Source organism: Nonomuraea purpurea (genome assembly GCF_042650645.1).
In the GTDB taxonomy this organism is placed as follows: domain Bacteria; phylum Actinomycetota; class Actinomycetes; order Streptosporangiales; family Streptosporangiaceae; genus Nonomuraea; species Nonomuraea purpurea.
Window position 1 is genome coordinate 1 of record NZ_JBHSBI010000017.1, and the last position, 15613, is coordinate 15613.

The window sequence follows — 15613 nt, forward strand, 5'->3', positions numbered from 1 at the left end:
CAGAGAACGGCACAACGGTGCTGCTCACGACGCAGTACCTGGACGAGGCCGAACAACTCGCCGACCGCATCGCGATCCTGCACGAGGGCCGGATCATGGTCAACGGCACCTTGGAGGAGCTCAAGCAGCTGCTCCCGCCCGCCAAGGTCGAATACGTCGAAAAGCAGCCGACCCTGGAGGACGTCTTCCTCGCGCTCGTCGGCACCGGCGGCAAGGACCCCAACGTCGGCACGAACGCGTAAGGAACGATGATGACCAAGCATTTCTTCAGCGACACCGCTGCCCTCCTGGGACGATCCCTGCGCCACATCGCGCGCAGCCCGGACACCATCATCACGACCACGATCATGCCGATCGCCATGATGCTGATGTTCGTCTACGTGTTCGGCGGCGCGATCAACACGGGGTCGGATTCGTATGTGAACTACATGCTGCCCGGCATCCTGCTCATCACGGTCGCCTCGGGCATCGCCTACACCGCGTTCCGGCTCTTCATAGATATGAAGGGCGGTATCTTCGAGCGCTTCCAGTCGATGCCGATCGCACGCTCGTCGGTGTTGTGGGCGCACGTGCTGACCTCGCTGGTCGCCAATCTGATCTCGCTCGTGGTCGTCGTGGTCGTCGCGCTGCTCATGGGCTTCCGCTCGGCGGCGGGAGCGGGGGCGTGGCTCGCGGTCGCCGGCATCCTGATCCTGTTCACCCTGGCGCTGACGTGGCTCGCCGTCATCCCCGGCCTGTCCGCCAAGTCCGTGGACGGCGCGAGCGCGTTCTCCTACCCGCTCATCTTCCTGCCGTTCCTCAGCTCGGCCTTCGTGCCCACCGACACCATGCCAGGCCCGGTGCGCGCCTTCGCCGAGAACCAGCCGGTGACCTCCATCGTCAACGCCATCCGCGCCCTGTTCACCGAGCAGCCTGTCGGCGCCGACCTGTGGATCGCCCTGGCCTGGTGCGCCGGCATCCTCGTCGTCGCATACCTCTTCGCCATGAACACCTACCGCCGCAAGATCTCTTAGGGCTGTGCCGACTCACGGTGCGGTTGCCATGACGAAGAAAGGAAAAGTCATGAATGAATCCCTCCACACCCTCACGACGATGCCGACGGTGCGTCAGTCCGGCTGCCCCTTCGACCCGCCCAAGGAGCTGATCGAGGCCCGCGAGCACGGCCCGATCAGCCGCTTCCCCTTCCCCGACGGGCACCAGGGCTGGCTGGTCACGGGCTATGACCTGCTCAGGTCCGTCCTGGCCGACTCGCGGTTCAGCTCACGCAGAGAGCTCATGGGCCATCACCCGCTGATCGACTACGGCGACATCGAGGTCCCTCCGGCGCCGCCCGGCGAGTTCCTGCTCATGGACGAGCCACAGCACAGCCGATACAGGAAACCGCTGGTGGGCAAGTTCACCGTCCGCCGGATGCGCCTGCTCACCGAGCGTGTCGAGCAGATCACCGCCGACCACCTGGACGCCATGGAGCAGGCCGGCCCGCCGACCGACCTGGTGACCGCGTTCGCCAAACCCATCCCCGCCATCGTCATCTGCGAGCTGCTGGGGGTGCCGAACGAGGACCGGGGCTTCTTCCAGGAGAATGTCGACAAGCTCTTGGGCGGGGAGACCAACGACGAGGACCTGATGGCGGCCTACACCGCGATCCAGAACTACCTCGCCGAGCTGGTGCCCGCCAAGCGCGCCAACCCCACCGACGACGTGCTCAGCGACCTGCTTGACAGCGACCTGACCGACGAGGAGCTGAAGGGGATCAGTCTGCTTTTGCTGGCGGCGGGGCTCGACACCACCGCGAACATGCTGGCGCTGGGCACCTTCGCGCTGCTGCGCAACCCGGCGCAGCTGGCCGCGCTGCGCGCCGACCCCGCGCTCACCGACAAGGCCGTCGAGGAGCTGCTGCGGTACCTGAGCGTCGCCAAGCAGTTCCAGAGGGTCGCACTGGAGGACGTCGAACTGGGCGGCCACACCATCGAGGCCGGTGCGACGGTCATCCTGTCGTACCACACCGCCAACCGCGACCCCGAGCGCTTCCCCGACCCCCACGTGCTTGACCTCCGGAGGCAGGACGGCGGGCACCTGGCCTTCGGCCACGGCATCCACCAGTGCCTGGGCCAGCAGCTGGCCCGCGTCGAGATGCGCGTCGCCTTCGCCGCGCTGATCAACCGCTTCCCCACGCTGCGCCTGGCCGTACCCGCCGAAGAGGTCGCCCTGCGCCCCGAGACCGCCGACATCTACGGGGTCAAGAGCCTCCCGGTCACCTGGGACGCGTGACCGAGAGCCAAAAACGGGCTGGGCCCGCCCTCAACCCGCGCGGGCCCTGTCTGCCTGGGCCAGGGCCTCCCGGAACGCCGTCGATGAGCCTGCGCCTCAAGCTGGACAATGGACGCGCGGACCGAGATGCGCGCAGGGCCCGATCGTCTCCGGGGTGGTGAGGTTCAGCCCCGGACACAGTAGGGGGACGATGCGCTCAGCCCGCGGGGCTCGACCACCAGGGGGTTCTGGTCCTCCAGCACTGGGCCGAGGTCGGCCGGCCGGGGGTGGGCGATCGCTCTCGTGACGGCGATCCCGTCGCGAGGGGCCCGTTCGATGGCGATCATGGCTGCGTCGTCGCCGAGGTGGCCGCCTACGTAGCCGACCAGGTCGGAGCAGATGCGTTCCACGAGGGTCTGTGGTTCGCAGCCGGTCCACGTCGTGATCCGTTCCAGCAGGGGGTAGAAGCGGCCTTGCGGGTCTCGGGCTTCGATGACGCCGTCGGTGTACAGCAGCAGGATGTCGCCCGCTTCGAAGTGGCAGGTCTGTGCCGTGTATTCGCGGGGGGCTGCCAGTGTGCCGAGTCCGAGGGGAGGGGCGTATCGTCCGGGGTCGAGTAGTTGGATGTTGTTCCCGCGGATGAGCAGCGGTGGTGGGTGGCCGCAGTTGACGAGTACGCACGCCGGATCGTCGTCGGCGATGTCGAGCATGATCGCGGTGACGAAGCTTTCGCCTTCGTCGGCTGCCTCCATGTTGAAGCTTGCGCTTTCGTCGAGGTCGGCGGCCAGTTCGGGCAGGGTGGGGCATCGCCGGGCGGCTTCGCGGAAGGCGCCGAGCAGTAGTGCGGCGTCGGAGACCGCGCCCAGCCCCTTGCCGCGGGCGTCTCCGATGATCAGGCGGGTGCCGCGAGGGGTTCGGGTCACTCCGTAGAGGTCGCCGCCGATGTGTGCCTCTGCTTCTGCCGCCAGGTAGTGGGATGCGAGCCGTAGCGGGCCGGCCTGGCGCGGCAGGGGGCGTAGCAGTGCGCGCTGTGCCGCTTCGGAGACGGACTGCACCTGCACGAGTTTCCTGCGGTCGCGTTCGCGGAGCACCCTGAAGAGCACGACGAACGCCGACACCGAGGCGACAGCGAAGAGTTGCGCCTGCAACACCTGCGTGTCCAGATCGCCCCCCTGCACCCCGATGATCACCTGCGCGGCCACGGCCGTCAGGCCGATGCCGCTGGTGAGCCAGGGGCCCGCGAACGAGGCCGTGATGGCGGGCGCCACGACCAGCAGCGGGCCGAGGTGGATCTGACGCGGCGTGAATATGTCCGCGAACGTGATCAACACGATCAGCGCGAGCGGCACCAGGACCAGCCACCGGCTGGACCAGCGCGACCGCCGCTCTCCGTCCGTGATCACCCTTGCGGCCCCCTCCGTCGCCGCTGACTAGCTAGAACTCCGACTCGCGGGCCTCGATCGCACAGTAGTCCCATTCCAGGTCAAGAGTGGATGAAGAAAATGGCCAATTTTGTAAGGATTGCCGGTTTGGCCTTATACGCGGTGAGTTCTGCCACTGATTCGGACGAGTTTCGCGCGGACCTGCGTACCGTTTGCGACGGTACGTGTTCTCAGCGTGGCGCAGGCGTCGGTGCGCGGATCTCTTCGTGCTCGGGGGCGAGGGTGAAGTCGGTGGCCCTGTTCCCTCCTTGGCCGCAGGAGAAGCAGCGCACGAGCCCTCAGGTGGGTCGGCGCAGGGAGGTGAAGGCCCAGGACATGCGGGGTTCGACCGCCCAGTGGAAGAGCCGGCGGACCAGGGGTGTGCACAGCAGGGTGGCGGTGGCCACGCCGAGCAGGATCGACAGCGGCAGGCCGAGCCCGAGCCGCTCGGCGACCTTGACCACGAAACCGTGCAGCAGGTAGGCGTACATGGTGGCGGTCCCGAGGCCGCTGAACCAGGTGTGCCGCGCCGGCGTCACCGCCAGGAACGCCGCCACGAGCACCGCCCCCGCCAGCAGCAGCCCCAGCCGGATGAGCGTGCCCGTCAGGTCGTCGACGCCGATGGCCGAGTTGGGCAGCCGCCACCTGATCCACTCGGTGGGCACCGAGGCGTGCACGAGCAGCGCCGCCGCCAGCCCGAGCCCGAGCGTCAGCGCCCCGGCCAGCCGCATGTACGGCCGGCGCAGCCACTGGAAGTGCTCCGGCCGCAGCATCAGCCCGAGCACGTAGAAGGGCAGCAGGGCGAACGTCCTGTTCATGGCCAGTTCGCCCGGGAGCTTGTCCAACCCGGTCAGCAGCGACAGCGCCACCGCGACGGCCAGCGGCCACCTGAGCTGCTGCCATACCGGGGTCGACAACCGCCACAGGAACAGCGACAGCAGGAACCAGGTCAGGTAGTACGGGTCGAGCAGGCTCAGCTCGAACTTGCCGTACAGGATGAGCCTGGGCAGGGAGTACGCCACCTCGAAGATCAGGTACGGCACCGCCAGCGTGGAGATCAGCCTGCGCGCCTTGCCCGCCGAGAACGTGAACTTCCGTGACAGGTAGCCGCTCAGCACGATGAACAGCGGCATGTGGAAGAGGTAGACGTAGAAGTAGAGCGCGTGCACGAGCGGGTGGTCGCGCTGGTCCTCGATGAGGTGACCGCACACCACCAGCACGATGGCCAGGTATTTGGCGTTGTCGAAGAACGGGTCCCTGGCGGTTACGGGCCCGGCGATGACGGTGGCTGCCTTCACAGGTCAGCCACCCTGTCACCGTTTCCGTAACCGCCGGGAAACGGGGAGTGAGGGGTTATCGACGGAGTGGTGTCCCGCCGAGTGCGGCCTGCGCCAGCGCGGCCGCCGCCTCCTCGTCGAGCCGCCCGTCCGCCACGATCGTGACGACCCGCCTGGTCAGCGTGTCCTCGACGACCAGCGGTGTGTCCCAGGCCAGCGCCTGGCCGACCCCCGGGTAGTCCGACACCCGCACGAACCACGGGTCGCCGTCCGCCTGCGTGAACACCAGCGTCCAGTCCCGTCCGTCCGGCGTGGTGCCGGACATGGCCACCCACGGTCGTCGGCTGCCGTGCACGGCCTGTTCGTCGCCGGGGAGGGTGAGGCGGGCGGCAGAGGTTCCCGGCGCGCGCCAGAAGAAGCCGCCGTATCCGGCGCCGGCCCGTCCCTTGGTGGCGGAGCTGTTGATCTCCACGGGGGCGCCGGTGAGGTTGGTGAGCGTGAACGTGAAGTCCAGCGCCCACGCCTCGCCCAGCGGCCTGGCGGTGATCGTGCGCTCCTCGCGGGCCATCAGGCGGCCCCCGGGACCGATCCACTCCAGGTGCTCGGTGAAGCCGTCGTCGCCGAGCGAGGAGAAGGCCACGTGCCGCTGCGTGCCGTGGTCGTCCAGCCAGGTCGGCCCCTGATCCCTGACGTAGGTGCGCCCGCCCCAGAAGTTCGCGCCGCCGAGGTCGGAGATCGCCACCCCGACGCCGAGGTGGTGCACGTGGTCCTCTGGACGCACCTGGGTGACCTCGACGCCGCCGAGGGTGCGCACCCGGTGCAGGTACGGCCTGGGGGAGTCGGTGGCGGGCAGGTCGGGCCGCCACTCGTAGGAGGCCACCGCCCGGTCGGCGACCCGCAGCTCCACGCTCGTCCACGGGACGTCGAGCTCCGAGTAGAGCGCCAGTTCGCGGGCGCTGCGGTCGGTCAGGCCGGCGATGCCCGGCAGGACCCGGCTCACGACGCCCGTCTTGTCCCCGTGCACGATCTGGTGCCGTTCGGGGATCGGCACCGGCTCGGGCGAGAGCCGCACCGCGTCCAGGACCTGGGTGAACGACTTGGTCGCGGCGAGCGGGACGAGCAGGTCCGCGCCCGTGCGGAGGTGGTCGACGAGGTTCTCCAGCAGGCCGGTGCGCTCGTGGACGGTCGTCGTGACCGAGCCGTCGGCGAGCTCGACCGTGAGCCGGTCCTTGGTGTAGACGAGCGTGGCCCGGCCCAGGTCGCCGTGCACGACCAGGTACGGCTCGCGCCGGTCAGGCGCGCACAACGACACCGCGATGGTGATCACGAAGCCGTCGGCCAGCCGGATCCGCAGGCAGGAGGTGTCGTCGGACTCGATCGGATAGGCGTGGTAGAGCTCGGTCTCGATCTCCGCGATCGGGCTGTCCACCAGGGCCAGGGCGGTCGCCACGGCGTGCGCGAACGGGTTGGTCAGCGCGCCGTCCACCACGTCGACGCCGTTCAGGCGGCGCCTGCCCGCCCACGCCGCCCTGGTGAAGTAGGCCGTCGACCGATCCCACGCTCCGGCCCCGCCGATGCCGCGCACCCGCCCGAGCACGCCGCCGGCGATCAGTTCGCGCAGCGCGGGGATCGCCGCCGAGCCGAGCGACTGGAACCCGACCTGGCAGGCCAGCCCGGTCTCGGCCACCGCCGCGGCGATCCGCTCGTGCTCCGACGAACTGGCCGCGGGCGGCTTCTCCAGCAGCACGTGCGAGCCGGCCCGCAGCGCGGTCACGGCCAGGTCGGCGTGCGTGTGGATCGGCGTGCAGATGATCGTGATCTGCGCGCCGGTCTTCTCGATCAGCTCGCCCAGGTCGGACGACTGCAGCGGCGCCCCGAACTCGACCTCCACGGGCCGCACGTCGCAGATCCCGGCCAGCTCGACCAGCCCCCGCTCCGTGAGCCCGCGCAGGATGCCCAGGTGGTGCCGCCCGTGCCCGTGCGCTCCCGCCAGGATCACCTTCACCGCGCCCGTCGGGGTCACGTTCGCGGCGCTCATCGCGACCACCTAAGCCCGAGCTCCGAGTCCGCGCTCATCACGACCACCTCAACCCCAGTCCCGCGTGCTCGCCCGCGCGCAGCACACCGTCCGAGATCCGTACCGGGTACGGCTCGGCCAGCAGCCCGAGCGTGGCGAACGAGGCGTCCTCCACGTCCTCGACCAGCACCGGCGCGGGCAGCGTCAGGGCGAGTTGCCCGGACACCTCGCTCAGCAGGTGCGGGTAGACCGGCACGTCGTAGGTCCTGGCCAGCTCCGCGATCCGCAGGAACGGCGTGATGCCGCCGACCCGCACCACGTTCGGCTGGACGACGTCGCACGCGCCCGCCGCGAGCAGGTCGCGGAAGCCGTAGGTCGTGTAGACGTTCTCGCCGACGGCGACCGGCACGTCGATGGAGCGGCGCAGCTCCACGTGGGCGGCCACGTCGTCGGCGGGCAGCGGCTCCTCGATCCACGTCAGGTCGAAGGCGCGCAGCGCGCCGATGGCCCGCCTGGCCCGGTGCAGGTCCCAGCGCTGGTTCGCGTCGATCATCAGCAGCCGGTCGGGGCCGATGACCTCGCGGACCGCGGCCACCCTGGCGACGTCCTCGGTCAGGTCGGGACGGCCCACCTTGATCTTGACCCCGCGGCAGCCGGCCGCCACCCAGCGTTCGGCCTGCGCGACCAGCTCTTCAAGGGGATAGTGCAGGTTGACGCCGCTGCCATAGACGGGCACCTCGTCGCGGCGGCGTCCGAGCACGTCGGCCAGGCCGCTGTCGCCGCAGCGCAGGTCCCACAGCGCCAGGTCGATGCCGGCCAGCGCGATCGTGGTGATGCCGCCGGGCCCGGCCTCGCGCAGGTGCCGCCACAGCCGGTCCCACACCACCTCGGGGTGCGGGGGCAGGCCGATCAGCGCCTCACGAAGGTCGTGGTCGAGCAGGGCCTTGACGGCGTGCGCGCCGATCTGCGGCGTCCAGGAGAACCCGGTTCCCGTCCGGCCGTCCTTCAGCGTGACCTCGCACACGATGACGTGGTTGGCGGGCACGTCCGCGCCCCAGGGCCGAGGCAGGGCGGCCGTGCGCAGCTCGGTACGCAGGTCCGCGATCGTCATGACGCCGCCAGTTCGAGCCCGGATTTGATCAGCGCGTCCAGCTCTTCGAGGTGCTCGCCGGTGACCTCCACCAGCGGCGGACGGACGGCGCCCACGTCCAGGCCGCGCAGCCGCACACCGGCCTTGACCAGGGAGACCGGGTAGCCGGGGACCTTGTCGCGCAGCCGGACGAGCGGGGCGTAGAAGCGGGTGAGCAGCCGCTCGTCGCCGTTCAGGTAGGCCAGGGCGATCTCCGGCGCGAACGCGAACACGGCGCTGGAGTAGAGCTCCACGCCGATGCCCCGGTAGGCGGGCATGGTCAGCTCGGCCGTCGGCAGCCCGTTGAAGAACAGGAAGTCCTGGTAGCGCTCGCGGACGGCCAGCACGATGCGCTGCATCCTGTCGATGTCGCCCACGCCGTCCTTGAGCCCGATCACTCCGGGGATCCCGGCCAGCTCGACCACGGCCTCCGGTTCGAGCACCACCGAGGCGCGCTGGTAGACGATCACCGGCAGTTCTGCGGCGACCGACTCCACGTACGCGCGGAAGCCGTGCCCGGGACCCTGCGCCAGGTAGGGAGGCATGAGCAGCAGCCCGTCCGCGCCCGCCGCCCGCGCGGCTCTGGCCTGGTTCAGCGCCGCGCCGAGCGGGCCGCCCGCGCCCGCGAACACCGGCACCCGCCCGCCCACGACCTCGGCAGCCACCCGCACCGCGCTCGCGTGCTCCGACTCCGACAGCGCGGAGAACTCACCGGTGCCGCAGGCCACGAACACCCCGCCGGGGCCGTGCTCCATGCCCTGCCGGATGTGCTCGGCCAGCACCTCCTCGGCAAGCCGGCCGTCGGCGTCGAAGGGGGTCACGGGGAAGAACAGCACACCGCTGAGATTCATTCGGCTTCCTTGAGTTCGGTACGCCAGCTCCGCTTGGGTTGCCAGCCGAGCAGGCGCTCTGCCTTGGTGATCGAGAAGGCGGGGGTGGTGCCGGTGAGGCCGGCCGCCAGCGCCTCGGCGCCGGGCACGGCCTGGGGGATCAGGTCGGTCAGCGGCTTCCTGGCCAGCGCGTCGGCGGCGCCGGCGAAGAACACCTCGCCGTTGGGCAGTTCGGGCAGGGCCCGGATCAGCACGGCGATCATTTCGGAGGCGTCGCGGGCGTCGATGTAGTTGAACAGCGACACCCCGCCGATCTCCGGCCGGTCCAGCCGTTCGCGCACGGTGTGGCCCGACTGCGTGGGCGCGCCCGCCCACTCCTCGGGCGGGATGACGAAGCACGGCCTGACGGCCGCCAGCCGCGTCGTCCCGGCCAGCGCGAACGCCTTCATGGTCTGCTCGGCCGCCACCTTGGACAGGTTGTAGGCGTTCCAGGGCCGGACCGGATGCTCCTCGTCGATCGGCAGGTACGACGGCGCCCAGCCGCCCGGCGCGCCGTACCCGATCACGGTGGGGCTGCTGGCCACCACCACGCCGGAGACGCCGAGGGCCACCGACGCCTCGCAGACGTTGAACGCGAGCTGCGTGTTGACCCGGTAGATGACCGATTCTGGGAAGCTGAACGGGGTGGCGATGGCCGCCAGGTGGATCACCGACTCGGGCCGGAACCTGGCGATCGCCTCGAACGCCTCACCGGTGTCGGTGAGGTCGGCGGGTAAGACCGCGGCGGCCTCACCTGGGGTGCCAGGGGCGCGATCCACGCCGATGACCTCGTGCCCGGCCGCCGCCAGTGTGGTGACCACGCTGCGGCCGAGGCGTCCTGCGCTTCCGGTGACGAGGACTCTGCTCACCGTGAGGGGCTCCTTCAAGACTGCAAACAGTTGCACTAAACCTTTGTGTCACGGAGGCCAAGGCGTCAAGAGGGCATTTCATCACCCGCCCTTCGAGCTGGGTAGAGTCGCCAGAGGTGAGGGTAGGAAGGATCCAGCAAGCGCTTTCAGCGCTCCAAGGCCCCTGCAAGCGGTTGCGTTAGGGTGACAACTGTGACAGTGACGATTCGTGATGTGGCCCGGGCCTCCGGAGTGCATGTGTCGACCGTGTCGCGGACCTTCTCCGCGCCGCACATGGTGAACGCCGCCACGCGCACCCGGGTGCTGACGGTGGCCGAGGAGTTGGGCTACCGGCCCAACCGGGCGGCTCGGGCGCTCACGACCGGGCGCACCCACAACCTGGGGCTGATCGTGGCCGACATCGCCAACCCGTTCTTCCCTCCGCTGATCAAGGCCGCCCACGCGGCCGCCAGGCAGCGCGACTACCACCTGTTCGTGGCCGACACCGACGAGGAGCCGGCCGCGGAGGAGGAGCTGGTGCAGGCCTTCTCCAAGCAGGTCGACGGCGTGGTGCTGTGCAGCCCCCGCTCCTCCAACAAGGCGCTGGAACGGCTGGCCGAGCGGGTGCCGTTCGTGGTGATCAACCGGCGGCTGCGCGGCGCGGCCACCGTGCTGATGGACGTCGGCCACGGGGCCAGGCTCGCGGTCGAGCACCTGGCCGGGCTCGGGCACCGCCGGGTCGCGCTGGTGTCGGGGCCCGCGGGCTCATGGACGAGTTCGGAGATCCGCACGGCCGCCGAGCAGGTGCCGGGCGTCGAACTGGTCGTCATCGGGCCCAACGCGCCCACCGAGCGGGGCGGGTTCGCCGCGGCCGGGCGGGTGCGCGACTCGGGCGTGACGGGCGTGCTCGCCTACAACGACCTGGTGGCGATCGGGCTCATCGAGGGGCTCGGCGACCTCGGGCTGAGCGTGCCGCAGGACGTCAGCGTGGTGGGCATCGACGACATCGTCTCCGGACGGTTGAACCGTCCCAAGCTCACCACGGTCGCCATGCCCACGGCCGCCGCGGGCAGGCTCGCGGTCGACCTGCTCATCCAGGAGGTGAGCGCCACGACGTCGCTGGAGACCCGGCTGGTCGTCCGGGACTCCACGGCGCCCCCGCGATAGGCCCAAAGGCTGCAAACGGTTGTACTAATTCGGCGCGAAATTCATCTGACTTCTACGGACGACAGCCCTGCTAGCAGGGGGAAACGTCGTAGCGATATATCGGTAACGGCTATGTAACGCCTGCAAAGGGTTGACGTAACTTCACCGCCAGCTATAGGAAAGCGCTATCCATCACGTCTCGCCCGGAAGGTCCGTGGATGACGAAAGAGATGCGTCATGGCTGACTCGGTGGCGGTCACCCCCCTGCCAGGCAGGCGCCGTTCCACCCAGCGTTCCCGTCGCGAGGCGAGGGCCGCCTACCTGTTCCTGGCGCCCTGGTTTCTCGGCCTGCTCGTCATCACGGTTGGCCCGATCTTCGCCTCCCTATATCTGTCCTTCACCGACTACAGCCTCCTGGAGGAGTCCAAGTGGGTCGGGCTGGACAACTACATTCAGATGTTCACGCAGGACGAGCGCTTCATGGCCTCGCTGAAGGTGACGACGATCTACGTGATCGTGTCCGTCCCGATGCAGCTCGCCTTCGCCCTGGCCCTGGCCCTGGTGCTGGACCGGGGGATGCGTGGGCTGTCGTTCTACCGCTCGATCTTCTATCTGCCCTCGCTGCTGGGCGGCAGCGTGGCCATCGCGATCCTGTGGCGCAAGGTCTTCGGCGCCGACGGCCTGGTCAACGCGGTGCTCGCGATCTTCGGGATCCAGGGCCCCGGCTGGGTCGGCGACCCTGACACCGCCCTGGGCACGCTGATCCTCCTGCACGTGTGGACGTTCGGCGCCCCGATGATCATCTTCCTCGCCGGACTGCGGCAGATCCCGGGCAGCTACTACGAGGCCGCGGCGGTGGACGGCGCGGGCCCCATCCGTCAGTTCCGCTCGATCACGCTGCCGCTGCTGACGCCGATCATCTTCTTCAACCTGGTGCTCGAACTGATCAAGTCGTTCCAGTCGTTCACGCAGGCGTTCATCGTCAGCAACGGGAAGGGCGGTCCGGCCGACTCCACCCTCTTCTACACGCTCTACCTCTATCTGAAGGGGTTCAAGAGCTATGACATGGGCTACGCTGCGGCGATGGCGTGGGTCCTGCTGGTCATCATCGCCGCCCTGACCGGAGTGAACTTCCTCGCGTCCAAGTATTGGGTCTTCTATGGCGACACCAAGTAGGCCGGTTCCGATGTTGTTCCGCCCTTTCAGGGGCGGACGGGTGGCCAAGCACATCCTGCTGATCGGCTTCGGCCTGGTCATGCTCTATCCGCTGCTGTGGATGATCTCCAGCTCGCTCAAGCCGGAAGAGCTGATCTTCCGTGAGCCGGGGTTGTGGCCCAGCCAGATCACCTTCGAGAACTACGGCGAGGGCTGGAACGCGCTCAAGCACCCCTTCGGCTACTACCTGTGGAACTCCGCGGTCGTCACGGCCGTGTCGGTGGTGGCGAACCTGGTGGCCTGCTCGCTGGCCGCCTACGCCTTCGCGCGGCTGAACTTCCCGCTGAAGAAGTTCTGGTTCGCGATCATGCTCGGCACGATCATGCTGCCGCACCACGTGGTCATCGTGCCGCAGTACATCATGTTCTCCGAGCTCGACCTCATCAACACGATCTGGCCGCTGGTCCTGCCGAAGATCCTGGCCACGGACGCGTTCTTCGTCTTCCTCATGGTGCAGTTCATCCGCACGCTGCCGAGGGAGCTGGACGAGGCCGCCGAGATCGACGGCGCGGGCTACTGGCGCATCTTCATCAGGGTCGTCATGCCGCTCTGCCTGCCGGCCCTGGCCACCACCGCGATCTTCACCTTCATCTGGACGTGGAACGACTTCCTCAGCCAGCTCCTCTACCTCAACAACCCGGACAACTTCACCGTCCCGGTCGCGCTGCGCACGTTCCTCGACGCCAGCAGCGAATCGGCGTGGGGGCCCATGTTCGCCATGTCGATCATCGCGCTCGGCCCCATCTTCGGCTTCTTCCTGGCCGGCCAGAAGTACCTGATCCGCGGCGTGGCCACCACCGGACTCAAGTAGTTCCCTTCACCCCCCAACAAGAACACCCCCCAAGGAGGTAGAGCCGTGAGCTCTGGCAAGAAGATGTGGTCGGCGGCACTGCTCGCCACCGCTGTGCTGGCGGTCACCGCGGCCTGCGGCAGCGGCAGCGGCGGCGGCGAAAGCGCCGACGGCAAGGTCAAGCTGCGCTTCGCCTACTGGGGCAGCGCCGCGCGGCAGCAGATGACCGAAGCAGCGATCAAGAAGTTCGAGGCGAAGAACCCGACTATCGACGTCGAAGGCGAGTTCTCCGACTTCGGGGCCTACTACGAGACGCTGTCCACGAAGGTCGCGGCCAGCGACGCGCCCGACGTCATCACGCTGGAGATCCGCGGCCTGCGCGAGTACGCCGACCGCGGCACGCTGGCCGACATGAGCGGCAAGGTCAACACCGCCGACTTCGACGCCAAGGTGCTGGGCACCGGCGCCATCGACGGCAAGCAGTTGGCCGTTCCCACGGGCGTCAACGCCTTCTCCCTGGTCTTCAGCCCGACCGAGCTGGAGGCGGCGGGGCAGAAGCGCCCCGACGACACCAAGTGGACCTGGGAGGAGTACGTCGACCTCGCCTCGAAGGTCACCACCCAGAGCGGCGGCAAGATCTACGGCACGCAGCAGAGCTTCAACCCGGCCTACCTGCAGATCTTCGCCGCGCAGCGGGGCGAGCCCTTCTACAACGGCAACAAGATCGCCGTCTCGCCCGACACGCTCAAGGCGTGGTGGACGATCATGCAGAACCTGGTCAAGACCAAGGGCTCGCCCGACGCCGCCAAGACCGCCGAGATCGGCGCCCAGAGCGTGGACCAGTCGCTGCTGGCCACCGGCGACGGCGCGATGGGCATGTGGTGGAGCAACCAGCTCGGCGGCATCGGCAAGAAGTCGGGCAAGGACGTGGACCTGCTGCGGATGCCGATGGCGCAGGGCGCGACCAGCCGCGGCATGTTCCTGCAGCCGGCCATGTTCCTGACCGCCTCGTCGAAGTCGGAGCACGCGGCCGAGGCCGCCAAGTTCATCGACTTCATGGTCAACGACCCCGAGGCGGGCGAGATCATCCTCAGCGACCGCGGCCTGCCGGCCAGCTCCAAGGTGCTGGCGGCCGTCAGGGAGAAACTGCCGCCCACCGACAAGAAGACGCTGGACTTCCTCGACGAGGTCAAGGGCGAACTGGCCGACCCGCCCGCCGCCCCGCCGAAGGGCGCCAGCGCCATGGAGGACATCCTCACGCGGTACTCGGAGGAGGTCCTGTTCGGCAGGATGACCCCCGACGACGCCGCGCAGAAGTTCATCACCGAGGCCAACGCCTCGATCGCCGGTTAAAGGAGAGACATGAAGTACGCGTTCGTCGGGCTCGGACACCGCGCGCAAATGTACGTCGACGCGCTGCTCGGAGAGTGGCGCGACGCCGGCACCATCGTCGCCCTGTGTGACACCAACCGGACCCGCATGGACTACTACGTCGAGCGGATCGGCCAGGAGGTGCCGTGTTTCGCGCCCGATGACTTCGACAAGGTGCTCGAGCTCGCCGACGCGGTCATCGTCACCACCGTCGACGCCACGCACGCCAGATACGTGTGCGCGGCGCTCGACGCGGGACGCGACGTCATCGTGGAGAAGCCGCTCACGATCGACGCCGACGGCTGCGCCGCCATCGCCGAGGCCGCCGAGCGCAGCACCGGCAAGCTGATCGTCACCTTCAACTACCGGTACTCGCCGCGCAACTCCGCCGTGCGCCGCCTGCTGATGGAGGGCGCGATCGGCGAGGTGACCTCCGTGCACTTCGAGTGGACGCTCGACACCATCCACGGCGCCGACTACTTCCGCCGCTGGCACCGCCGGCGGGTCAACTCCGGCGGCCTGCTCGTGCACAAGTCCACCCACCACTTCGACCTGGTCAACTGGTGGCTCGGCGCCGCTCCCGAGCTCGTCTTCGCCCAGACCGACCTGCGCTTCTACGGCTCCGACAACGCCGGCAAGCGCGGCCTGGACGGGCGTCCCGAGCGCGGGCAGGGCGCGCCGGGGCTGGGCACCGACCCCTTCATCCAGGACATCTCCACCGACCCCCGGCTCAAGCGCCTCTACCTGGACGCCGAGCACGAAGACGGCTACATCCGCGACCAGGACGTCTTCAGCGACGGCATCACCATCGACGACAACATGTCCGTGCTGGTCCGCTACACCAACCGCACCATGCTCACCTACTCCCTGCACGCCCACGCCCCGTGGGAGGGCTACCGGGTCGCCTTCAACGGCACGGAGGGACGGCTGGCGCTGGACGTGGTCGAGCGCGAATGGACCTCGCCGCACGCCGCCATCGACCCGAGCGCGGCCAAGAAGGGGGACAAGGCCGGCTCCTGGGAGCGGCTCACGCTGCACCGCCACTGGAGCAAGCCGGAGGACGTGCCGATCGAGTCCGGGGCAGGCGGGCACGGCGGCGGCGACCGCCTGCTGCTGAACGACGTCTTCCGCGGGGCGGGCGACGACCCGCTGCGCCGGCAGGCCGGCTACCGCGACGGCATCCGCAGCGTGCTGACCGGCCACGCGGCCAACGTCTCGGCCGCGACCGGCCAGCCCGTGCACCTGGCGGACGAGGGCACGCGTGTTGGCTGAGGGTTGAG

13 protein-coding genes and 1 pseudogene are annotated in these 15613 nt (G+C 69.1%); 8 read left to right on the forward strand and 6 right to left on the reverse strand.

All coding sequences use genetic code 11. The features are described from left to right. The 3 genes and pseudogenes from ACFOY2_RS30535 to ACFOY2_RS30545 all read left to right on the forward strand — a co-directional run. Positions 1 to 242: pseudogene (locus ACFOY2_RS30535) on the forward strand (ABC transporter ATP-binding protein); the annotation flags it as partial. Between the two features lie 6 nt (positions 243 to 248). After that, positions 249 to 1013, forward strand: coding sequence for an ABC transporter permease (locus ACFOY2_RS30540; RefSeq protein WP_379531549.1), 765 nt, complete (start codon positions 249 to 251; stop codon positions 1011 to 1013). 49 nt (positions 1014 to 1062) lie between these two features. Beyond that, entirely contained in the window at positions 1063 to 2271 is a 1209-nt protein-coding gene (locus ACFOY2_RS30545) for a cytochrome P450 (protein WP_379531550.1), read from the forward strand. 164 nt (positions 2272 to 2435) lie between these two features. Here ACFOY2_RS30545 and ACFOY2_RS30550 read toward each other — a convergent pair whose 3' ends face one another. The 6 genes from ACFOY2_RS30550 to ACFOY2_RS30575 form a co-directional block, all read right to left on the reverse strand. Continuing rightward, complete coding sequence (locus ACFOY2_RS30550; protein WP_379531551.1) at positions 2436 to 3653, reverse strand: PP2C family protein-serine/threonine phosphatase; 1218 nt, start codon at positions 3651 to 3653, stop codon at positions 2436 to 2438. A gap of 317 nt (positions 3654 to 3970) precedes the next feature. Beyond that, entirely contained in the window at positions 3971 to 4969 is a 999-nt protein-coding gene (locus tag ACFOY2_RS30555; RefSeq protein ID WP_379531552.1) for an acyltransferase family protein, read from the reverse strand. A gap of 55 nt (positions 4970 to 5024) precedes the next feature. After that, positions 5025 to 6986: a DUF6807 family protein gene (locus ACFOY2_RS30560; RefSeq protein ID WP_379531553.1), complete on the reverse strand. Its 1962-nt coding sequence runs from the start codon at positions 6984 to 6986 to the stop codon at positions 5025 to 5027. A gap of 37 nt (positions 6987 to 7023) precedes the next feature. After that, complete coding sequence (locus ACFOY2_RS30565; protein ID WP_379531554.1) at positions 7024 to 8076, reverse strand: mandelate racemase/muconate lactonizing enzyme family protein; 1053 nt, start codon at positions 8074 to 8076, stop codon at positions 7024 to 7026. Next, on the reverse strand, positions 8073 to 8945 hold the full coding sequence (locus ACFOY2_RS30570; RefSeq protein ID WP_379531555.1) for a 5-dehydro-4-deoxyglucarate dehydratase: 873 nt from the start codon (positions 8943 to 8945) through the stop codon (positions 8073 to 8075). The genes ACFOY2_RS30565 and ACFOY2_RS30570 overlap by 4 nt, the downstream gene beginning before the upstream one ends. Continuing rightward, positions 8942 to 9832 (reverse strand): NAD-dependent epimerase/dehydratase family protein, encoded by an 891-nt coding sequence (locus ACFOY2_RS30575; RefSeq protein WP_379531556.1) that lies wholly within the window; start codon positions 9830 to 9832, stop codon positions 8942 to 8944. Before ACFOY2_RS30575 ends, ACFOY2_RS30570 begins: the two co-directional genes overlap by 4 nt. 192 nt (positions 9833 to 10024) lie before the next feature. Here ACFOY2_RS30575 and ACFOY2_RS30580 point away from each other — a divergent pair, with 192 nt between their 5' ends. From ACFOY2_RS30580 to ACFOY2_RS30600, 5 genes are all read left to right on the forward strand, one after another. After that, positions 10025 to 10978, forward strand: a complete 954-nt coding sequence (locus ACFOY2_RS30580) for a LacI family DNA-binding transcriptional regulator (protein ID WP_379531557.1) — start codon at positions 10025 to 10027, stop codon at positions 10976 to 10978. 216 nt (positions 10979 to 11194) lie between these two features. Then, positions 11195 to 12133 carry a carbohydrate ABC transporter permease gene (locus tag ACFOY2_RS30585; RefSeq protein WP_379531558.1) on the forward strand — a complete coding sequence of 313 codons (939 nt, stop codon included), beginning with the start codon at positions 11195 to 11197 and terminating at the stop codon, positions 12131 to 12133. Between the two features lie 10 nt (positions 12134 to 12143). After that, positions 12144 to 12983, forward strand: a complete 840-nt coding sequence (locus ACFOY2_RS30590; RefSeq protein WP_379531559.1) for a carbohydrate ABC transporter permease — start codon at positions 12144 to 12146, stop codon at positions 12981 to 12983. 45 nt (positions 12984 to 13028) lie between these two features. Next, positions 13029 to 14315 carry an extracellular solute-binding protein gene (locus ACFOY2_RS30595; RefSeq protein WP_379531560.1) on the forward strand — a complete coding sequence of 429 codons (1287 nt, stop codon included), beginning with the start codon at positions 13029 to 13031 and terminating at the stop codon, positions 14313 to 14315. Between the two features lie 9 nt (positions 14316 to 14324). Next, a complete protein-coding gene (locus ACFOY2_RS30600; RefSeq protein WP_379531561.1) occupies positions 14325 to 15605 on the forward strand; it encodes a Gfo/Idh/MocA family protein in 1281 nt (426 codons plus the stop codon). The last annotated feature ends 8 nt before the right edge of the window (positions 15606 to 15613 follow it).